Source organism: Altererythrobacter sp. GH1-8 (assembly GCF_043702085.1).
Lineage (GTDB): Bacteria > Pseudomonadota > Alphaproteobacteria > Sphingomonadales > Sphingomonadaceae > Erythrobacter.
The window spans coordinates 1,808,883-1,830,436 of record NZ_CP171690.1; the positions used below are offsets into that span (position 1 = coordinate 1,808,883).

Genomic DNA, 21,554 nt, shown 5'->3' on the forward strand with positions numbered 1-21,554 from the left:
GTGAGGCAAGCGCAGATCAAGTTCAAATTCAGCGCGCATTTGCGGGGAAGAGGAGTGCCCGTGTGAAGCGCTGAAATGTGAAGGGAGAGGATTGATGAAGTTGACCTACCTGACCACTGCGCGTGCACTAACGCTGTCGGCTAGCATGGCGGCCATGGTTGCCGCGGCCCCTGCCTGGTCGCAGGAAGAAGATGATTCAGAGGGTGGAATCCAAGAAATCGTCGTCACCGCACAGAAAGTAGCCGAGAACGTCCAGGACGTGCCGATCGCAATCACTGCGGTAAGCGCCGCACGACTTGAGCAAACCGGGACGACAAGCCTGGAGGGACTGACGCAGCTTGTTCCCTCAGTAACTTTCCGCAAGGGCACAACCAGTGCGAACAGCGCGATCGTGATGCGCGGTGTTGGTACGATCACATTCTCGATCGCCGCCGAGCCGAGCGTGTCAACGGTCGTTGATGGCGTAGTGCTGAGCCGCTCCGGCCAGGCATTCATGGACCTCGTCGATGCCGAGCGGATCGAAGTGCTGCGCGGCCCGCAAGGAACGTTGTTCGGCAAGAACGCGTCGGCTGGTCTGGTTAGCATTGTGTCAAAGGGCGGCACCGAGGCTCTCGAAGCGGAAGGCCGCGCCGAATGGTTTGAAGGCGATGAATACCGTTTTCGCGGCTCGCTCTCCGGCCCTCTGGGTGGAGGCCTCAGCGGCCGGGTCACGGGCTTCTACGGTAGCTATGACGGCAATATCACCAACATCAACGGTGGTAGTGAAAAGGACATCAACGGCTACGAGCACTACGGCGCGCGAGGCCTGATCGACTATGATGGCGGCTCATCCAAGATTCGCCTGATAGCCGACTATTTCCGCGCCAACGATGATTGCTGCGCAGATGTCACCACCGTCAGCCGGGGTGCAGTGCTCGATGCAGAACTCGGCCTGCCGGGCGGCGTCGCGCAGGGCCTCGACCAACGCTACGTCAATCACAATCTCGTCACGCAAACCAGAGACAAGCAGTGGAGCCTCACGGCTTCCGGTGATTTCGAAGTTTCTGATTCGCACACGCTGAGCGTCGTAAGTGGCTATCGTAACTGGGCGAACACCGAAATTCGCGAGGGCGATTTCTTGCCGCGCGCTTTGGTGGGTACTGCCGAGTTGCACGATCTAGGCGTCGTTAAGACCAAGCAGTTTTCGGTCGAGACGCGTCTTGCTTCCGACCAGACCAAGCCGTTCTTCTATCAGGTGGGTGCGTTCTTCTGGCGCTCGGACAACCAGCAGCAGTTTACGCGCGAGGATATCACCTGCGCAAGTTCCACTCTGCCAGTAGATCCTGTTACCGGGGGCCAGCCGTGCAACGTGGCCGACACCGTCAATACGATCTTCCCGACTGCGTCTTCCGATAGCGACGTCAATTCCAAGAACTATGCTGTGTTCGGGCAGGCGACCTATCGCTTCAGCGATATGTTCGCGCTGACCGGAGGGCTTCGCTACACCAAGGACAAGCTCGATTTCGTTCACATTCGTGCGCCCGGCGTAAATGCGACAACCGGGCTTCCAGCAACCGGCCCAGGGGTCTCGGGTAACCCTGCTGGCGGCCTGACCACCGCCAATCCTCCGGGCAATGGCACCAACACATCGACCGGCAGTAGCAGCAACGACAATATTTCTGGCAAGGCGGTTCTGCAGTTCACTCCGTCCGAAGACGTGTTGGTCTACGGCAGTTACACGCGCGGCTATAAGGGACCGGCGTTCAACGTCTTCTTCAACCACACCGCGCCGGTCAATGCGATCCCGATTGACGAAGAGACTTCCGACGCGTTTGAAGTGGGGGTCAAGTCGCAATTCCTTGATAACCGGGTGCAATTGAATCTTGCCGCGTTTACTGTTGAGTATGACGGTTTCCAGGCCAACAACTTTGTCGATCTGAACGGCGCAACCGTTACCAACCTGACCAATGCGGGCTCAGTCAAGAGCGAGGGCGTTGAAGTTGATCTGCTGGCGGTTCCCGTTGACGGACTGACCCTGCGGGCGAGTGGCGCCTATGCCGATGCGAGAGTGAAGGAATTCAACCCCAATCCCGATACCAACGCACCAGACGCGCGCAATGGCACCCAACTCCCGCTCGCGCCGAAGTTCGTCTATACGCTTGGTGCCAACTACGAGACTGACCTCGGCGGGTTCCGGCTTTATGCCGATACCGATTTCCGCCATGTCAGCTCGCAATTTTCGGACCTGGGCGAGGGCGGCCCGATTGATCCCTACGGCATCTGGAATGCCTCGATCGGGTTTTCTGACGAGGACGATCGCTACCGTCTGACTTTCCATGCCCGCAACCTCACGGATGAGAGTTACGCGCTGCTCAATGTCGGCAATGGTCAGCGCTTGCAGATCCCGCGTGATGCGGATCGCTATTTCGGAGTGAGTCTCAGGGTTCGCAACTGAACCGCCTGATGCATTGCGGGTCGCAGCGTGGTGCAGGCCAACCGGGTTTCCCCAGGTTGGCCTGCGCCCGCACCCAAGCTAGACAGCCGGAACGGGAAGGGGATTCGGCTCAATGAAGGTGATTACGCCGCGCTTGCGCTGGGCGCTCTTCACGACGCTATGCGTTGCGGGCGTTTTCAACGCGATGGATCGGCCGATCATCGCGATCCTCAAACCTGACATGATGGCCGATTTCGGTTGGACCGATAGCGATTTTGGCGACCTGGCCGCGGTGACTCAGTTTTCCGCAGCCTTCGCATTTCTTGTAACGGGCTGGTTGGTCGACCGGCTCGGTGTACATCGCTCGATGCAGCTTGGCGCTTCAGCGTGGAGCCTCGCCGCCATGGCGCATGGCTGGGCGATCACCACCTGGCAGGTGGTCGCGGCGCGCGTGGGCCTTGGAATTACAGAAGCGGTTCAAACACCTCTCACGATCAAGACAGTCGCCACGCTGTTCGAACCTGATCGCCGATCTCTTGCGTTCGGTTTCGCAACGCTGCTGGCTGGTGCCGGCACTATTGCGATGCCTTTCGTGATCCCGGCATTGGCTCTCGCCGTTGGCTGGCGTGGAGCGCTGGTCGCGGGCGGTATCGGCGGTTTTATCTCGCTTGCCGCATGGATATGGCTGGCACGCGGGCTGTCGCAATTGCGCGGTGCTTCTGCCGAGCCTGACGGCGTGACCTTGATCGACGAAGGCGTCTCCTACGGCAATATCCTAACCAACAGGCAGACATGGGGCATTGTTGTCGCCAAGGCGCTGTCCGACATGACCTGGTGGTTCATGAATTTCTGGCTAGCGGACTATTACCGAAAGGAATTTGGTCTTTCGACGCTGGAACTTGGCGTTCCGCTGGCGATCGCCTTTGCCGGCTCTGGAATTGGAGCATTTCTAGCCGGCTGGCTTTCGACACGCTTGCTGGAGCGCGGCTTGGCGGTCAACCGCGTGCGCAAGGGCGTAATGCTGGTATCTGCGCTGCTGGTTATGCCTTTGCCGTTCGTTCTCGAGCTGAACTCGTTCTGGCCCGTCGCTATGATGATGGGCCTGGTCATGGCCGGACACCAGGGCTTCTCGCTCTCGATTTTCGCGATCATCACCGATGTCGTGCCTAATGCGAAGGTGGGAAGGGTTACAGCATTCGGCGCCTTCATGGGCAACATGGGCGGTGTCGCGATCAGCCTTATTGCCGGACGTGTCCTTGATGCCGGTCTGGGCTTTGTCCCGCTGTTCATTTTCGCATCATTGTCCTACCTCATTGCACTGGCTTGGCTGCAAGTGTTCATCCCGCGAATCCGCCGAGTGGAAGCGGGCTGAGCGCGGGACGGAAGGCAGTACCCCGTGGACGACCGCAACCTTTATGCCGGCGACCTTTACGGTGAGCTCGCCCTTTCCGAACAGGTTCAGCCGCGTGGTCCGCGCAGTCTGCGCGGGTTCTTGCCTGGTCTCTTGCTGGTCGGAGTAACGAGCCTGGCCGCAGCCTGGCTGAGTGACCATTATGGAATGCCGGTTGTTCTGATAGGCTTGTTGCTGGGCCTGGCGCTTAATTTTGCGGCTAGTGACAAGAGCACACATTCCGGGCTTGATCTCCTGGCTCGCGAAGGGCTTCGGATCGGAATCGTGCTGCTGGGCTTTCAGATCACCGCTGCGCAAATTGTCGATCTCGGCGCGGGAACCTTTGTGCTGCTGATCGGAATCATGGCGATGACTTTCGCTGCAGGTCTGATTGGCGCGAAGATCTGGGGCCAGTCGCGTTATGCCGGAATACTTGCTGGCGGCGCGACCGCCATATGTGGGGCGAGCGCTTCTCTGGCGCTGTTCGCAGTGATTGGACGGGAACGCCTGCCTCAAGCGCAGCTTGCCATGAACCTGGTTGCCGTCGCGCTGGCGAGCGCAACTGCGATGGCGATTTACCCCGTCATCGCAGTTCAGATCGGCCTCGATGAGAGCTCGGCTGGTTTCCTGATCGGTGCCTCCGTCCACGATGTTGCACAGGCGATCGGCGGCGGCTTCTCAATTTCGGATACCGCCGGGCGCGAGGCCACTATTGTAAAGCTTGCTCGCGTGACCATGCTTGCTCCGATTGTTGTCCTCGTTTCTCTCTGGATTGGCAGCGCGGACAAGGGGCAAGCGTCGAAAATGCCGTTTCGCCGACTGGCCTTGCCGTGGTTCATTGTCGGGTTTCTGGCCCTCGTTGCGGCGAACAGCATTCTGGAAATCCCGACTGCGGTCACCGGAGCAGCGCTCAGTGTCTCGAAGGCTTTGCTGCTTCTTGCGGTTACCGCCACCGCGCTGCGTGCACGGACTGACCTCATGCGTGCGTTGGGCTGGCGAGCTTTCATGCCTGTCGCCTGCGCGTCCCTTGTCAGTTTTGTTTGCGCAATTCTCGCTGCGATAGCGCTCGGTATGTAGACCCGCGGAAGCGGCTCTTGCACACATCGGCCCTCCGTCAATTTGCATCTGCAAAGCAAGAGGTTGATCTCGACCAACCAGGCTCCTGCGTTGATACGTTCGATCGATAAGTCCTGCTGGGATCGCCATCCGCATCACACCGGGGCAGATCCATTCCGATCAAGCTGAGGCATCAACAGTTGCGATATGCGCGGGCTGGCGCTTGAGCTGCACTTATGCGACTGAACTGCGAAATTTGATAAGGAAGAGAGAGGTTGAAATGCCCGTCGGTCGTGGCCCTGTGCTGTCGCCATCTATCATCGATTTTCAGGCGCGTTCCTAATGTCAGGGCAGATGGACCGTGTGACCATTGTTCATGAGAACTTTCGCAGACGCGTGGCAGTCGGCGATTTCCCGCAAGGCAGGCCTCCCGCCGGACCGCTCGACGATACGACCGCAATTTCGATCTTCCGAACCGCTTGCCTGACGCGCGCGATGGACCGCGAAAGCCGGAAGATGCAAGCGGCGGGCAAGGGCTATTACACCATTGGACCGTCAGGCCATGAAGGCCTTGCCGCGCTGGCTGCGGCCCTGCGGCCAACCGATCCTGCTTTCCTGCATTACCGCGATGCAGCTTTTCAGCTTCAACGCGCCGAGCAAGTGCGGGGGCAGACTGCAGCGTGGGACATGCTGCTATCCTATGCCTGTTCGTCAGAGGATCCGATCTCGGGTGGAAGGCACAAGGTTCTGGGTTCAAAGGCGCTGAGCATTCCGCCCCAGACCTCTACTATCGCGAGCCACCTGCCCAAGGCGGTTGGGGCAGCCTATTCGCTTGGCCTCGCGCGCCGCTCCCCGCCAGAACATCAGACCATTCCGGACGATGCGATCGTCTACTGTTCGTTCGGCGATGCTTCCGTGAACCATTCGACCGCGCAGGGTGCGTTCAACACCGCCGGATGGACGAGCTATCAGTCGGTGCCCTTGCCACTGCTATTCGTGTGCGAAGACAACGGCATCGGCATTTCAACCAAGACCCCGCGCGGCTGGGTGAAGGCCAGTTTCGAGCTCCGGCCGGGCATCAAATATTTCGAGTGCGACGGGCTCGACATCTACGAGACATTTCGCGTCGCGCAGGCGGCGGCAGACTATGTCCGCACAAGGCGCAAGCCTGCCTTTTTGCATGTGCGCACGATCCGGCTCTATGGCCACGCCGGGGCGGATGTCGCGCTCGCCTATCTCCCGCGGCAGGAGGTTGAAGCGGAAGAAGCGCAAGACCCTTTGCTGCACATGGTCCGCCAATTGCACGAAGCGGGGATTTTGGAGCCGACAGAGGCGCTGGCGATCTATGATCAGACGGTAGAGCGGGTTCAGCGCATTGCGGCTGAGGCTGTCACGCGTCCGCGCCTGGAAAATGCAGAGCAGGTGATGGCGAGCCTGGTGCCGCCAACGCGTCGCTGCGCCCCAACCAATGGCCCTGACCCTGAACGGCGTGCTGAGGTTTTCGGACCGGACATGACTGCGATGGAAAAGCCGCAGCCGATGGGCAAGCTCATCAACATGGCGCTCACTGACCTCATGCTCGCGCACGAGGAAATCGTCATGATGGGCGAGGATATTGGCAAGAAGGGCGGCAATTACGGGATCACGCAGCGGCTTTCGTCCCGCTTCGGCCGAGCACGCGTGATCGACACGCTGCTCGACGAACAGTCCATTCTTGGGCTGGCTATCGGGATGGCGCAGAACGGCTTCATTCCGCTGCCTGAGATTCAATTCCTCGCCTATTTACACAACGCGGAGGACCAGCTGCGCGGGGAAGCGGCAACGCTGCCGTTCTTCTCCGACGGGCAATTCACCAATCCGATGGTCGTGCGGATATCGGGTCTTGGCTACCAAAAGGGCTTTGGCGGCCATTTCCACAATGACAATTCCGTCGCCGTGCTGCGCGACATTCCGGGGTTGATCCTCGCATGTCCGTCGAACGGGCGTGATGCCGCGATGATGCTGCGCGAATGCGTGAGACTGGCCCGCGAGGAACAGCGACTGGTGGTGTTTCTCGAACCGATCGCACTCTACCCGATGAGAGACCTCCATGAAGACGGCGATGGCGGCTGGATGACGACTTACCCAGCGCCGGACGAAACTATCGCGCTGGGCGAAGTGGGCGTGAAGGGCGAGGGCACCGACCTTGCGATCATCACATATGCCAATGGTGCTTATCTTGCCCAACAGGCAGTGCCGATGCTGAGAAAGAAAGGCGTCAACGCCCGCATCATCGATGTGCGCTGGCTCTCGCCGCTGCCTGCTGACGGTATCGCGGCGGCTATCAAGGGCTGCAAGGCTGCACTGGTGGTTGACGAGACACGCCGCACAGGCGGTGTTGCGGAAGCGCTGATGGCGTTGCTCCATGAGCGCACCGATCTGCCGCATGCGCGCCTTACGGCTGAGGACAGCTTTATCCCGACGGGCCCAGCCTATGCGGCAACCATGCCTTCGCGCGACCAGATAGTTGAAGCGGCGCTGGCGCTTGTGGGAGGCTCGCAATGACAACCGCAGTTGTGATCTGTCCAGGCCGGGGGACATACAATGCGGCTGAGCTGGGCTATCTTGCGCAGCATTTCCCCGATGCAGACTTGCTTGCGATTTTTGATGCGCAGAGAGCGGAGGCAGGACAACCAACTCTATCCGAACTCGACGGCGCGGAACGGTTTTCGATGGCGCTTCATACGCGCGGAGACAATGCCTCGGGCCTGATCTTTGCTGCCTCCTATGGCGATTTCCTCAGCATTGATCGCAGCGCAATCGACGTGGTTGCCGTGACCGGCAATTCGATGGGCTGGTACACGACGCTGGCCTGTGGCGGGGCGCTCTCAGCCGAGCACGGCTTCCGGGTTGCGAACACGATGGGCACGCTGATGCAGCAGGCGCTGATTGGGGGGCAGTCGATCTATCCATGGATGGACGATGACTGGATCGCAAATGCCGATCGCAAGCAGGAATTGCTTGCGCTCATCGACGAGATTGCTGCGCGGGAGAATGCAGAGCTTTACCTCTCAATCGATCTTGGCGGCATGTTGGTGGTCGCTGGCGATGAGGCTGGCATCAAGGCGTTTGAAAGCGCGGTCGAGCCGGTACAAGGGCGCTTTCCTATGCGGCTCGCAAACCATGCCGCGTTTCACACGCCCCTGCAGGAGCCGGTTGCGGCAAAAGGTCGTGACGCGCTGCCCGGCGAGATGTTCGGTCAGCCAGAATTGCCGTTGATCGATGGACATGGTCGCATCTGGTGGCCTGGGGCGAGCGATACGCAGGCGCTCTATGATTACACGCTGGGTCAACAGGTGACGCAGACCTACAGCTTAACCCGCGCTTTGACTGTCGCGGCGCGCGAATTCGCGCCTGATCTTTTCATTATTGCCGGACCCGGCACAACGCTGGGCGGTGCGGTTGCGCAATCGCTGATCACGGCTAACTGGCGGGGGATGGCAAGCAAGGCTGATTTCCGCGAGAGGCAGGATAAGGATCCGGTGCTTGTCTCCATGGGAATGGTCGACCAAAGGGCTAATGTCTTTTCATATTCGCAAGAAGTTTGAGTTGGTCTAGATCAGTGAGAGAACGAGGGGGCTCTCACTCTATGACCGGGGACAGGATAAACTGATGCGGACCGTGTTTCTTGCGGGGGCTTTCGCTCTCGCGGTGAGTTCCTGTGCGCCATCTGCGCAAATCGAGCCAACTCCTCCTGCCTCTGCTCTTCCCGATAATGCAAGATGTGCGGGCGGCGGCGTTGCAATTGACACGGATTTTCCAGCCGGCTCGCTGGCAAATTGCTCAATCGATCAAGCAGGCAATGTCGCGATCATCCTGACGCCCGAAGATACGCCGCCGATCAATTGCAGCCCGTGGTATGCATTCCGGGTACACACTGCTCAGCCGCGCGATGTGAAGGTCAAACTCACGTACACTGCGTGCGGTCACCGATATTGGCCCAAGATCAGCGTGGACGCGAAGCAATGGGAAAACCTGCCGCAGGCATTCGTAGAAGTCTCGGAAATTGCGGGACGCGATCAGGCTGAGATTACTGTAACGACGGGTACGCGGCCGCTGTTCGTCTCTGCCCAGGAAATCATAGCTCCAGCGACCTATGACGCATGGCTCGATGGGCTCGAAGACCATCCCGAGCTTGAGCGCAGCCTGCTAGGCAAGTCGGCGCAGGGTCGCGAGATTGAAGTGATCCGCTTCGGCAACAAAAGCGCCCGCGAACAAGTCCTGCTGGTGGGTCGCCAGCATCCACCGGAGGTCAGCGGTGCACTCGCCATGTTCCCGTTTGTGGAGGAATTGCTTTCAGAAAGCGATCTCGCCAAGCGCTTCCGTGCGCGCTTTCAAGTCATTGCTGTGCCGCTTTTGAACCCCGATGGCGTCGTGCTGGGCTATTGGCGTCACAACACCGGCGGGGTCGATCTCAATCGCGATTGGGGGCCGTTTACGCAGCCCGAGACACAGCTGATGAAAGGCGTGCTGGATACGATTGCCGCTAATCCTGATCAGAGTCTGCGCCTTTTGCTCGACTTTCACTCGACGCAGCGCGACATATTTTACACGATCCCCGACGAGCTGCCGACCGATCCGGAACTGTTCACTGCCAAATGGCTCGACCGCTATCAGGAAATGATGCCCGATTACGAAGTGGAACGCGATGCGCGTCACGAGGTGGGGCGGCCGATTTCCAAGGCCTATGCCTATGACACCTTTGGCGTACCTGCCATCACTTTCGAACTGGGCGATGAAACCGATCGCGGACTGATTAAGCGGATAGGGAAGCAGTCCGCTATTGCGATGATGGAGACCTTGCTGGCGACGCCAGAGCGATAATCGCAGATGCATGAGCGGGCGCAGTTGCCCATCACATCCTCGGGCGCGAAAGGCGACTCTGAAGCAACTTAAGCCCGTGCTCATGCCATTACCGCTTGAGGAACAACAACCGAACCGTATTGAAACTGGGGTTAGCTGATTGTGATCGCTGTTCAATTCGCTCGAGCGCTCATTATAAGGCGCCAAAGACGTGCTTCCTGAAAGGCGATCGACTTGAATTATAGACCCATCCTTGCGGCGGTTTGCTTGTCAATCTTGACCGCTTGCACCGCTGCCTTGGCTGAGCCTGGCAATCCTCCCGTTCAGACAACGCCTCAGGACTTGCAGGAACCAAAGGTCAAGCAACTACAGAACGCGAAGCCTCACACGATCTTGTTCGTTGGAAACAGCTATTTCTATTACAATGATAGCCTGCATAATCATGTTCAGCGGATGGCGGCGGCAGCGGGCGTCGTGGAATTGGATGAACTGACTTACAAGTCCGCGACAATTGGCGGCGCAGCCTTGCGCGATCACGCGATTGAGCACCTGCTTGAGCCTTCAAATCTGCGCGTCGATACGCCCTACGAAGTCGTCATCCTGCAAGGCGGCAGCTTCGAACCCTTGAGTGAGAACCGGCGAAAGCTTTTCATCGAAACTGCAAGAGACTACGCTGCCAGAGTGCGCGCCTCCGGAGCGGAGCCAGTATTGTACATGACGCACGCCTATGTGCCACCGCATCGCAATTATCGGTCTGACATGATTCAGGATGTCGCTTCTCTCTATCTCGAAACAGGCAATGCGATTGACGCACTGGTGATTCCGGTGGGGGTTGCATTTGCCGAAGCCTATCGCCGCAATCCGAAGATTGAATTGCACAAGAGCTTTGATGGTTCTCACCCGAGCTTGCTCGGGACCTACCTTGCGACCGCAGTCACCTTTGCGAGCCTTTACCAGACGTCTCCGATCGGAAATTCCTACGATTATTTCGGTGCAGTGAGCGAGGAGGATGCACGCTTCCTGCAACAAGTAGCGCATGACACGGTCAGCGCGTTTTACGGGCGCGAGGACTGACCATGGCGAGTGAAGAACAGCAGGGCAGCGGAATTAATCCGTGGGGCATTGTCGCAGGGCTTGTCGGGTTTTTTCTCTTCTATGTGTTCTTTGCTCCGTCAGGACTTGACCGCCCGGCTCAGATTGTCGCTGCGGTCGGGGTGATGATGGCAATATGGTGGGCGACCGAGGCGATCCCGTTGCCGGTAACGGCATTGTTGCCGATTATCGCCTTTCCTTTGTCGGGAGTGATGTCGATCGAGGATTCGACAGCGCCCTATGCCAATCCGATCATCTTCTTGTTCCTCGGCGGATTTCTTGTTGCTCTTGCTGTCGAGCGCAGCGAACTGCATCGGCGAATAGCGCTGCTGATTTTCCGGCTGATGGGCAATAGCGGGAAGGGCTTGGTTGCCGGTTTCATGCTGGCTGCGGCTCTTCTCAGCATGTGGATTTCAAACACATCGACCACCCTGATGCTGTTTCCCATCGCGGTCTCGCTTGCGCTTGTTGTGGGCGAGACATCTCCCGGATTAACGGAGAAAGCCAAGCACGACTTTGAGATCTCGCTTTTATTGGGCCTTGCTTATGGCGCTTCGATTGGCGGAGTTGCGACCTTAGTTGGAACGCCAACCAACGCATTTATGGTCGGGTTTCTGCAAAGCGAGTACAATGTCGAAATTCCGTTCGCCCAATGGATGATGGTCGGCATCCCTGTTTCCCTCTTGCTGTTGCCGCTGGGTTGGTTGCTGCTCACGCGGTTCCTCTTTCCGGTGACTTTCTCTTCATCCGCGGAGACGCGCGCAGAGCTGCAGCGCCGGTATGAAGAACTGGGCGTTATGTCCAAAGCCGAGATACGCACCGCAATTCTGTTTGCCTTGCTGGTGGTAGGGTGGATCTTCCGCGAGTCCATCACGAACGCAGTGGGACTTGAAGGGCTAAGCGATGCAGGTGTCGCCATGGTTGCGGCCCTGCTGGCGTTCGTGATCCCCAGCGGGACTGACCGTCAAGCGCTGGTCACTTGGGACGACACAAAGCGCCTTCCGTGGGGAGTGCTGATACTGTTTGGTGGGGGCCTTTCGCTTGCTGCTGCGCTGTCTTCCAGCGGGCTTACGCTCTGGCTGGGCCAGCAGATGGCGCCACTTGGAGTGATCAGTCCATGGTTGCTGGTCGTGGCTCTGACCAGCCTTGTGATCTTTCTCACTGAGCTTACCAGCAATGTCGCGACCACCGCTACGCTCTTGCCGGTCGTAGCGGCGCTCGCAATCGAACTGGGTGTTGATCCGCTGATGCTGGTTGTACCGGTTACGATAGCAGCCAGTTGTGCCTTCATGCTGCCAGTTGCCACACCTCCCAATGCGATTGTGTTCAGCAACGGGAGCATCCAGATCCGTGAAATGATGCGGGCGGGCTTCTGGCTCAACATCGTTGCGATTGGACTGGTTTCGGCCGTAGCGGTGTGGTTGGTGCCAATGGTGCTTTGAAGGCAAGATGCCCGTATTTTATGCGGCAGCAGCGGGCGAGGAGCCGTGACAGGCTTGGTTGATAGCGGGGAGGGATAGGACAGGATGGCAGACACGCAGGTCGATCCCTCTATCGAGGCGCAGGAACCGCCAAAGACACAGGTCTGGCAAATGCCAGACACCTTCATCATCCTTTTCGTCCTTGCGCTGATCGCCTGGGCGGCGACTTTCGTGTTCACCCCGGGGCAATTCGAGGTGGCAGGCGATCCTGCCCGAATTGTACCAGGCAGTTACGAGGCCGCGCCGGGCACCATGCCGGCCCCTGTCCTGGGCGATTCTGAACGGACCGGCTTTCTCGATTTTCTGTTCGCCGGGCTTGTGACCGGTGACCGTTATTCGCCAACGGTCGGCCTGATGGCATTCATCATCGTGCTTGGTGGCGTATTCGGCATGGTCATGCGCACCAAGGCGATCGATGCAGCGCTCGATGCCTCGCTGCCGGGTGGGAAGGCGCAGAGTGAATGGCTGATTCTAGGCCTGTTCTGGAGCTTTTCGCTCGCCGGGGCGATCTTTGGTCTGGCAGAAGAGTCGATTGCGCTGACATTGGTTCTCGCACCAGCGCTGACGCGGGCAGGTTACGATTCGATGACCGCGCTGTTGGTATGCTTTGGGGCGAGCCAGCTCGGCTTTGCAACAAGCTGGATGAACCCGTTCAGCGTCATCATCGCGCAGACAATCGCCGGTCTTCCGCCGATGTCCGGGCTTGAACTGAGGGTGGGAAACTGGCTCCTCTTCACCAGCGTAGGCGCGTTCTTCACCTGGCGTTATTCGAGAAGTATCCGGCTCAGGAAGCGCGCCGGAATCGGTGTCGCACTGTTAGCTCATACGGGGCCTCAGGCACCCGAATTCTCGCGCGCGCACTTGCTGGTCCTGCTTTCGCTTGGCGCAGGTATCGCATGGGTTGCCTGGGGTGTAAGCGTGTATGGATATTACCTGCCTGAGATAGCGGCGCAGTTCTTTGCTATGGGTCTCGCGGTCGCTCTGATCGCGCGATTCGGTAAGATTGAAGGCGGTGACTTCACGAGCATGATGGAGGCATTTCGCGATGGCGCGGCTCAGCTCTTGCCAGCGGCGATCATCGTGGGTGCTGCAAAAGGAATCATGCTGATCCTTGGAGGAGACGACCCGAGCAGCGCTTCATTGCTCAACAGCCTTTTGAACGGTCTCGCTGGATTTGCCGGATCGGTCCCTGAATGGATGACCGCCTGGGCCATGTATCTGGTGCAGAGCGGTTTTAATTTCTTTGTTACGTCAGGCTCTGGTCAAGCGAGCATCACCATGCCAATCATGGCTCCTCTGGCTGATTTGACCGGCGTGACCCGGCAAACAGCTGTACTGGCTTTCCAGTTGGGTGACGGGTTGACGAACCTGATTGTTCCAACCTCTGCGGTGCTGATGGGATGCCTTGCGGCTGCCAAGGTGAGCTATGGGCAATGGTTCGGCTTTATCTGGAAGCCGATGCTGACACTTATGGCGATGGCGAGCGTAGTCGTCCTCGTATCGCACGCTATTGGCTATTGATTGTGTATCAGCTTCGGCGCGCAACCCAGCGTTGGAGCCTGGGCCGAAAGCGCAGAAAGACGATGTAGAGCCGCTCCAGCGTTTGCAGCACCAGACGGTTGCGCGCGATCAGTCCCAGCGGCCTCAACAGTGGGATCTCGCGCCACATGGCCGCAAAGGCTGCTGCACCGGACAAGATTTGCTCCCCCTCTCGTACGTGGAACCGGGCGAGCAATTCAGCTTGGTCGATCGGGCAGCTTTCCGGCGCCCCTTCCGAGACGTCGATGAAGGAAATCCGGTCGCGCCGGTCGAGCCGTCGCATTAGCGCGATCTCGCGCAGGCACAGTGGACACGCGCCGTCAAACCAGACTGTCAGTTGAGGTTGCATAGGCTACCACATAGGAGCTGCCAGGCGTTCGGCAAGCGATTGTGCATTGAGTCCCCGCAAGCGAGTGCTTGTCCTTTCGGGAAAAATTAACCCTGTTCGTATAGCTCTTTGTGGTGCCGAATATGCCACTGGGGGTCTTATGAGCTTTGTATTTCGCTTGATGCTACTGCTTGCTGTAACGGGCGCCATGCCGATTTCGGCAGCGCACGCCTATCTCGATCCAGCAAGCACCAGTATCGCTTTGCAGGCTGTCGTCGGCGCTATCGCTGCCTACCTGCTTGCCGGCAAATACTATCTGCAAAAGTTCATTGGGCTGTTCCGTCGCAACAAGACTACGGACGAAACTGAAGAGCAGGCAGCAGACTGATGCGGATTGAGCCGGGGTCTTTCAGAGACCCGGCCGGTCGCGTTTTCAAGCAGGAAGGACGTGTGTTCCGGGCTGTATTCGAGCCTGGGCGCGAAGCCTTCGAAAAAGCGCGCGAAGCCGGAGTTTACAATTGGGCAGTCGACAAGGGTTTCCTTGTGGCGATGGAAGATGTCGCACCGGAAACGCTTGATTGGGACGGCGAAAAGCCTGCCTATTTGCTCGAGCATCCAGCGCTGGATTTCATCTCCTATCCCTATGAATGGACTTTCTCGCAGCTCAAACGTGCAGCGCTGTTCCACCTGGATTTCCATCTGAAACTGCTGGAGCGGGACTTCACCCTCACCGATGCAACGGCTTACAATGTTCAGTTCGTACACACGCGTCCGGTTTTCATCGATCACTTGTCGATCCAACCTTACAAGGAAGGATCGCTCTGGGCGGGGCAGCGTCAGTTTGCGATGCAATTCTTCTGCCCGCTGCTTCTGTGGGCTAAGTGCGGGATCGCCCCCAACGCCTGGTATCGCGGTAATCTGGAAGGCATTTCGCCGGAAGAACTTGCGCCATTGCTGCCGTTCAAAGCGCGTATGTCCTTCACCGTAATGGGCCACGTGACGGTGCCGGCGAAGCTGCAGCGCAAGGCGATAGCTAATGACGGCGTGCCTGCCGCTTCTTCCAATCGAAAGCTTTCCAAGCAGGCTTTCACTGCACTGCTCACAGGTTTGCGCCACTACATCGCCAAGCTCGAGGCACCGGGCCTGTCCACGGTGTGGGGCGGATATGATGTCGATAACAGTTATGACGAAGCCCGCCGCAGTGAGAAACACCGCTTTGTCTCTGACTTCGTGAGCGAAGTGAAACCGGGAACCCTGTTCGATCTCGGCTGCAATTCAGGCGACTATTCGCAAGCGGCGATCGACGCTGGGGCAGGGCAGGTTGTTGGCTTCGATTTCGATTTCGGCGCGCTAGAACAAGCCTATGCACGCTTCTCCCAAAGCAAGGCCAATGTCCTTTCCTTGTGGCTCGATGCGACCAACCCTTCGCCGGCTCAGGGCTGGGCGAGTGCTGAACGCATGAGCTTCGGCGAACGGTCGAAAGCCGATGCGATGGTGGCGCTTGCCTTCATCCATCACCTTGCGATCGCGAAGAATGTCCCGCTCGACATGGCAGTCGATTGGCTGATGGCGATGGCACCACAGGGCGTGATCGAGTTTCCGGGCAAGGGCGATGCGATGGTCCAGCGCTTGCTGTCGACGCGGGAAGATATTTTCCCTAATTATACGCTTGAAGCTTTTCGCGCCTGTGTCGAGAGGCGCGGCCGGATCGTGAAGGAACACCGGATCGCCAGCAGTGAACGCTATCTCGTCCAGTATGAGCGGGCCGATTGATGAGCCGGATGAAGCGGTGGCTGGAACGCGTGCCGCTGGCGCCGTTTGTCATTCCCGTATTGCTGGTTACCTTACTGTGGCAGCGCAACCGTCTTCGGCTGCCCTTGGACGATGTGTTCCCGACGCTTGCCGTGTTGCTTGGCGTGGTCGGGGCTTTCATCCTCGTCAGTTACATCGTCATGCGCGATTGGCGGCGCGCTGCACTGCTCACCACTATCTGGACGTTTTTTCTGCTCTACGCGCCGAGTTTTGCGGAGCAGATCGCCCAATCGGGGTGGATATTCTGGACAGTCATTGCAGTCACTGGCCTCATCGCATTCGATATTTCGCGGCGCTTGCCGCGTGAGGAGGCACCGCTCTCGCGCGGGATGCTATATGCCAATGTAGCAGGTCTGATCCTGGCATTGCCCTGGTTTGTGCAGGCCTCCTGGCAAGCTGTGCAGCTTGAGCAAGGCCGGCCTGATCCAGCTGAAATCTACAGCGCCTTTGCGGCAGAGGCTGATAACGACAGCCCTGATGTCTGGCACATCGTGATGGATCGCTATGCCAATGCCGCTGTTCTTGCAGACGCCTATGGTTACGACAACTCGCCGTTTCTCAAGGCGCTGCGCGAGCGCGGCTTTGCGGTCGAGGACAACGCGTTTTCTAATTACCAAATTACCAACCAGTCGCTCTCGACAACCCTCAATGCGAACTATCTCGACCCGCTGGTAGAGGCCACCGGACATGAGCTTGATTCTGTCCCGCAATTCGAAGCCGTACGCTCGAGCCAGGCTTCCCGGTTCTTCAAGTCGCAGGGCTACGAAATGGTGTTCGCGAGCACATGGGCCGACATTTCGCACACGCACGACCTGGCTGATCGAACTCTCAATTCTCGCCCTATCTCGCAGGTCCCGCGCCAGATCATAGATCAGTCGCTCTTGGGTCATATCGGAGCGGCGGCCGACATTCCGTTTCTAAGCGGCAGGGCCGACCAATGCATGCGTGAACCAGCCAAGTTCGCTGAACTGCGCAGGATTGCAGGCGAAAAGGGTCGCAAATACGTCTTCGCGCATTTCCTGCTGCCGCACCCTCCGTATCTGCTCGACAGGCAGGGGCGCTGCAAGTCTGTTGCAGAGGAGATCAATTGGGATCGCAAGCGCAATTACATCGAGCAACTCGAATATGCGAACGCCGAGCTACTTAAGCTGATCGATGCAATCCTTGCCGGTCCGCGCCCGGCGACAATCATGATCCACGGTGATGAGGGACCCTATCCCGAAATCTATGCTGGCGATGAGAAATACCGCAAGACGCCGCTTGCTCCGCGCAAGTCATGGGCCAATGCCGCGCCCGAACTTTGGCGGGAGAAGACCGGCATCCTGATGGCGGTTCGGCATGCCGAGGGCGAGACAGACTACGCGCCGCCCACGCCGATCAACCTATACTCGATCGTGCTGAACCGAGACTTCAACGGCACACTGGAAATGCGCGAGGAACGCAACTTTATCTTCCGGGATGTCGACAAGATCCACAAGTTTACTGATGTAACAAACATTGTACGCGGATCATCAGCGCCAGCCGATTGAGGCATCCGCCGCCGCAAGGAGGCATGAATACGAAATTTCGCTCGGATTAGTGCACGCTGAAATTTGACGCACTGCAGCAAAGCTTTATGCGTGTCGCTATGACGCGCGCCTCTTTGCTTGATCCGCCGCCATCGCTGAGCGCTTTGCAGGCCGCAGGCCCGGTTGCCTTGTTCATCGATTTCGATGGTACGCTGGTTGAGATTGCATCGGCCCCTGATGGCATTGATGTTCCAGGAGGGCTGCCCAGTGCTCTCGAAAGGCTTGCGGACAGCATGGCCGGTCGCGTCGCCGTAGTGAGCGGGAGGTCGCTGGACGATATTGCCAAGCATCTAGGCGTCCAGATGCAGGTCGCGCAGGCTGGTTCGCATGGGGCAGAGCGAAGGTTGGCCGACGGCTTGGTGCTGGGTGAGCTGCCGCAGGGCCTTCCGGCAGAGGTCATCAGCACGTTGCAGGACTTCGCCGCTGCAGAAAATCTGCGCTACGAGGCTAAGACCCATGGCGGAGCGCTGCATTATCGCGAGAATCCAAAGGCGGGCGATATCGCGCATCGCTTTGCCGAAGAAGTCGCCGCCCGCAACAATCTGGCGCTAAAGACGGGCAAGTGCGTGGTTGAGCTGGTCCGCAAGGGCACCAACAAAGGAGCGGCCGTGCGTGCCTTCATGGAGCAGCCGCCCTTCGCGGGCACGATGCCTGTATTCATTGGCGATGATGTCACTGACGAAGATGGCTTTTCCGCGTGCGACGAGCTTGGTGGATTTGGCATCCTTGTTGGGAGCCCGCGCGAAACCCGGGCGCGCTATGGTCTTGCGTCCGTTTCTCAAACTCATCAATGGTTAGGCCTGTGAGCGAAAAAGTTTCAACTCAAGAGAGCGCTGTTCCCAACCTCGAGCTATGGCCAATCGGCAATTGCCAGGTCAGCGGATTGATCGACAGCACTGGCGGCCTTGTGTGGGGCTGTGTGCCGCGCGTTGATGGCGATCCGGTATTCTGTACGCTGCTTAATGGCGATAACCGGGATGTCGGCGTCTGGCGGTTTGAGCTGGAAGGGCAAGTCTCCGCCTCTCAAGAATACATCCGCAACACACCGATCCTCGTCACCCGCCTTGAAGCAGAGGACGGTAGCATCGCTGAAGTACTCGACTTTGCGCCGCGGTTTGAAGGCAAGGGGCGGATGTACCGACCGGTCGCCTTCGGCCGGATCGTGAGGCCCATCGCAGGCAATCCGCGCATCAAGGTCGTGCTGCGTCCGATGAAGAATTACGGTGCCGGGCTTGCCGAGACAACCAATGGCACCAATCACGTGCGGTATCTGGTGGGGCCGCAAGCGCTGCGCCTCTCCACTGATGCCCCGGTCGGCTACATTCTTGAGCAACGCGTCTTCCGGATTGAGGAAGATACGCATTTTTTCCTCGGCCCGGATGAACCCTTCGCTGGCAATCTGCGCGAGGAAATCCGGCGGATGGAGCAATCCACCCGCAAATACTGGCAGCAATGGGTGCGCAGTCTTGCAACGCCGTTCGAGTGGCAGGAAGAGGTGATCCGCTGCGCCATCACGCTCAAACTGTGCCAGCATGAAGAGACGGGTGCGATTGTCGCGGCACTGACGACTTCTATCCCGGAGGCCGCGCATTCTGAGCGGAACTGGGACTATCGCTACTGCTGGATTCGCGATTCCTATTACACAGTGCAGGCGCTGAACCGGTTGGGCGCGCTTGATGTGCTGGAAAAGTACCTTGGCTATCTGCGCAATATTGTCGATGCGGCGAAGGGCGGGCAGATTCAGCCGCTCTATTCCGTCATGGGGGAAAGCGAGCTCGATGAAACCACAGCGGCCTATCTGGCGGGATACCGCGGCATGGGGCCGGTGCGGCGCGGGAACGCGGCTTACAAACAGGTACAGCACGATTGCTATGGCCAGATCGTGCTACCGACCGTGCAGGGATTCATCGACAAGCGCTTGCTGCGTATTGCGGATGACCGCGATTTCGAGAGCCTTGAAGAGGTTGGTGAGATGGCCTGGCGGATGCATGATCAGCCTGATGCTGGCCTGTGGGAATTCCGCACGAGGCAGGAAGTGCACACCTATTCCGCCGTGATGAGCTGGGCAGCCTGTGATCGGCTGGCCAATACGGCTGGTTATCTTGGTAAATCGGATCGCGCGGAAATCTGGCGCGAGCGGGCCGATGCAATTGCTGCGAAAATCGAAGCGGAGGCCTGGAAAGAGAACGGTGAAGGCGGCCATTACGGCGCAAGCTTTGAGAGCGATTATCTCGATGCGAGCCTGTTGCAAATGGTGGAGCTGCGCTTCCTTTCGCCGGACAATGAACGCTTTCAGCAGACCTTCGCAGCGGTTGAGAAACACTTGCGGCGCGGAGATCACATGCTGCGCTATGCCGCCGAGGATGATTTTGGTGCGCCAGAGACCGCCTTCAATGTCTGCACTTTCTGGCTGATCGAGGCGCTGCATCTGGCTGGCCGGGATGGCGAAGCGCGCGTTTTGTTCGATACTATGCTAAGTCATACCACGCAGTCAGGCTTGCTGAGCGAGGACCTGGACTATCAAACAGGCGAGCTGTGGGGGAACTTCCCGCAGACCTACTCGCTGGTAGGGGTAATAAACTGCGCCGGGCTACTGTCCAAACCTTGGAGTGAAGTTCGCTAGCTACGGCCCAGGGGAAGGGGACCACAATCGGACGTCTAGTCGTCATTTCGAACAGAGTTGCCGTGCCCAAGGCGCGCGGCGTCGCCGGTGCGCAGGGCGGGCTTGCAGGAGCGCTCAATTCAGCCTTGAAGGACTATGGGGGTATCTGGTTCGGCTGGTCGGGCCAGGAAAGCGAAGATCGCACTGGCAACATCAACATGCAGCGCCATGACGGCGTAACGACCGCGACAATTGATCTCTCTCACCGCGATATCGATGAATATTACAACGGCTATGCCAATTCGACTCTGTGGCCGCTGTTTCATTACCGACTGGATTTGACTGAGTACGAGCGCGAGACTGGCAAGGGCTATGAGCGGGTGAATGAGCGCTTTGCCGAGAGCGTTACTCCGCTGATCGAGGAAGATGACCTTGTCTGGGTCCATGACTACCACTTGATCCCGCTGGGCGAACGCTTGCGTTCGCGCGGGCTCAAGAACAGGATCGGCTTCTTCCTCCATATCCCATGGCCGCCGACCCGGCTGTTCGTATCGCTGCCGTTTCATGAGCGCTTGGTGCGGACCATGCTGGAATATGATCTGATTGGTTTCCAGTCCGACGAATGGCTCGAAAGCTTTCTCCATTATTGCCGAAAGGAGCTGGGCGCTGAGGTAGACGACGCGACCGGAGTTATCAGTTTTGAAGGACGCACCGTTCAAGCGCGCGCCTATCCCATCGGCATCGATTGGGACCACTTCCAGGCGCAAGGCGAGACAGGTGATGCGCGGCAGGCTGAGCAGCGGCTCATTTCCTCGACCCGTCACCGTACCGCGATGATCGGGGTGGACCGGCTCGACTATTCCAAAGGCCTGCCAGAACGGATCGACGGGATTGGCCGCTTCTTTGATCAGTACCCAGATCGTGTGCGCGATCTCGTTTATATCCAGATCGCCCCGCCCAGCCGCGAGGATGTGGAGAGCTATCAGAAAATCCGCGCCTTGCTTGAACAGAAGACCGGCCAGATCAACGGCGCGAGGAGTGAAGTCGACCTGGTGCCGATCCGCTATGTCAACCGCGGCTACAGCCATGCCGAGCTCTATGGGTTCTTCCGCGCTTCCAAGATCGGGTTGGTGACCCCTTTGCGCGACGGGATGAACCTCGTCGCGAAGGAATACATCGCCGCGCAGGACCCGGAGGACCCCGGAGTTCTGATCCTGTCGCGCTTCGCAGGGGCCGCGCAGCAACTGACAGAGGCAGTGCTGGTCAACCCGCACAGCCCGGATGATCTCAGCCACGCGATCAAAACTGCGCTCGACATGGAGCTTGATGAACGCAAGCGCCGCTATCAAGCGATGATCGGAACCATCCGTGACGACAATGTGCAGGCCTGGACGAAACAGTTCTGTAACGATCTGCGCGCTGGGTAAGGCT

16 protein-coding genes are annotated in these 21,554 nt (G+C 58.6%); 15 read left to right on the forward strand and 1 reads right to left on the reverse strand.

Going from position 1 to position 21,554, the window contains the following annotated elements; genetic code table 11:
• Nucleotides 1-154 precede the first annotated feature (154 nt).
• The 9 genes from ACG9DO_RS08830 to yfcC all read left to right on the forward strand — a co-directional run bounded on the left by ACG9DO_RS08830 (nt 155) and on the right by yfcC (nt 13,795).
• Nucleotides 155-2,434 carry a TonB-dependent receptor gene (locus ACG9DO_RS08830; RefSeq protein WP_394731240.1) on the forward strand — a complete coding sequence of 760 codons (2,280 nt, stop codon included), beginning with the start codon at nt 155-157 and terminating at the stop codon, nt 2,432-2,434.
• A gap of 112 nt (nt 2,435-2,546) precedes the next feature.
• Nucleotides 2,547-3,785 (forward strand): MFS transporter, encoded by a 1,239-nt coding sequence (locus tag ACG9DO_RS08835; RefSeq protein ID WP_394727050.1) that lies wholly within the window; start codon nt 2,547-2,549, stop codon nt 3,783-3,785.
• A 24-nt stretch (nt 3,786-3,809) separates the two neighbouring features.
• Nucleotides 3,810-4,880, forward strand: a complete 1,071-nt coding sequence (locus ACG9DO_RS08840) for a YeiH family protein (protein WP_394727051.1) — start codon at nt 3,810-3,812, stop codon at nt 4,878-4,880.
• Between the two features lie 321 nt (nt 4,881-5,201).
• Nucleotides 5,202-7,403 (forward strand): thiamine pyrophosphate-dependent enzyme, encoded by a 2,202-nt coding sequence (locus ACG9DO_RS08845; RefSeq protein WP_394727053.1) that lies wholly within the window; start codon nt 5,202-5,204, stop codon nt 7,401-7,403.
• A complete protein-coding gene (locus ACG9DO_RS08850) occupies nt 7,400-8,446 on the forward strand; it encodes an ACP S-malonyltransferase (protein ID WP_394727055.1) in 1,047 nt (348 codons plus the stop codon). Before ACG9DO_RS08845 ends, ACG9DO_RS08850 begins: the two co-directional genes overlap by 4 nt.
• Before the next feature lie 64 nt (nt 8,447-8,510).
• On the forward strand, nt 8,511-9,722 hold the full coding sequence (locus tag ACG9DO_RS08855) for a M14-type cytosolic carboxypeptidase (protein WP_394727057.1): 1,212 nt from the start codon (nt 8,511-8,513) through the stop codon (nt 9,720-9,722).
• A 255-nt stretch (nt 9,723-9,977) separates the two neighbouring features.
• Nucleotides 9,978-10,775 (forward strand): hypothetical protein, encoded by a 798-nt coding sequence (locus tag ACG9DO_RS08860; RefSeq protein WP_394727059.1) that lies wholly within the window; start codon nt 9,978-9,980, stop codon nt 10,773-10,775.
• Nucleotides 10,776-10,777: 2 nt separating this feature from the next.
• Nucleotides 10,778-12,235, forward strand: a complete 1,458-nt coding sequence (locus ACG9DO_RS08865; protein WP_394727061.1) for an SLC13 family permease — start codon at nt 10,778-10,780, stop codon at nt 12,233-12,235.
• Between the two features lie 84 nt (nt 12,236-12,319).
• The gene (gene yfcC, locus ACG9DO_RS08870; RefSeq protein ID WP_394727063.1) at nt 12,320-13,795 is read left to right on the forward strand and encodes a putative basic amino acid antiporter YfcC; all 1,476 of its coding nucleotides are present in this window, start codon (nt 12,320-12,322) and stop codon (nt 13,793-13,795) included.
• A gap of 7 nt (nt 13,796-13,802) precedes the next feature.
• Here yfcC and ACG9DO_RS08875 read toward each other — a convergent pair whose 3' ends face one another.
• Nucleotides 13,803-14,162 (reverse strand): thiol-disulfide oxidoreductase DCC family protein, encoded by a 360-nt coding sequence (locus ACG9DO_RS08875; protein WP_394727065.1) that lies wholly within the window; start codon nt 14,160-14,162, stop codon nt 13,803-13,805.
• 160 nt (nt 14,163-14,322) lie between these two features.
• On the opposite strand from ACG9DO_RS08875, the gene ACG9DO_RS08880 reads away from it, so the two are divergent.
• The 6 genes from ACG9DO_RS08880 to ACG9DO_RS08905 all read left to right on the forward strand — a co-directional run bounded on the left by ACG9DO_RS08880 (nt 14,323) and on the right by ACG9DO_RS08905 (nt 21,550).
• Complete coding sequence (locus ACG9DO_RS08880; protein WP_394727067.1) at nt 14,323-14,529, forward strand: hypothetical protein; 207 nt, start codon at nt 14,323-14,325, stop codon at nt 14,527-14,529.
• A complete protein-coding gene (locus tag ACG9DO_RS08885; RefSeq protein WP_394727069.1) occupies nt 14,529-15,914 on the forward strand; it encodes a class I SAM-dependent methyltransferase in 1,386 nt (461 codons plus the stop codon). Before ACG9DO_RS08880 ends, ACG9DO_RS08885 begins: the two co-directional genes overlap by 1 nt.
• On the forward strand, nt 15,914-17,482 hold the full coding sequence (locus ACG9DO_RS08890; protein WP_394727071.1) for a sulfatase-like hydrolase/transferase: 1,569 nt from the start codon (nt 15,914-15,916) through the stop codon (nt 17,480-17,482). Before ACG9DO_RS08885 ends, ACG9DO_RS08890 begins: the two co-directional genes overlap by 1 nt.
• A 98-nt stretch (nt 17,483-17,580) precedes the next feature.
• Nucleotides 17,581-18,327, forward strand: coding sequence for a trehalose-phosphatase (otsB, locus tag ACG9DO_RS08895; protein ID WP_394727073.1), 747 nt, complete (start codon nt 17,581-17,583; stop codon nt 18,325-18,327).
• Complete coding sequence (locus ACG9DO_RS08900; RefSeq protein ID WP_394727075.1) at nt 18,324-20,144, forward strand: glycoside hydrolase family 15 protein; 1,821 nt, start codon at nt 18,324-18,326, stop codon at nt 20,142-20,144. The genes otsB and ACG9DO_RS08900 overlap by 4 nt, the downstream gene beginning before the upstream one ends.
• A gap of 26 nt (nt 20,145-20,170) precedes the next feature.
• Entirely contained in the window at nt 20,171-21,550 is a 1,380-nt protein-coding gene (locus ACG9DO_RS08905) for a trehalose-6-phosphate synthase (protein ID WP_394731241.1), read from the forward strand.
• The last annotated feature ends 4 nt before the right edge of the window (nt 21,551-21,554 follow it).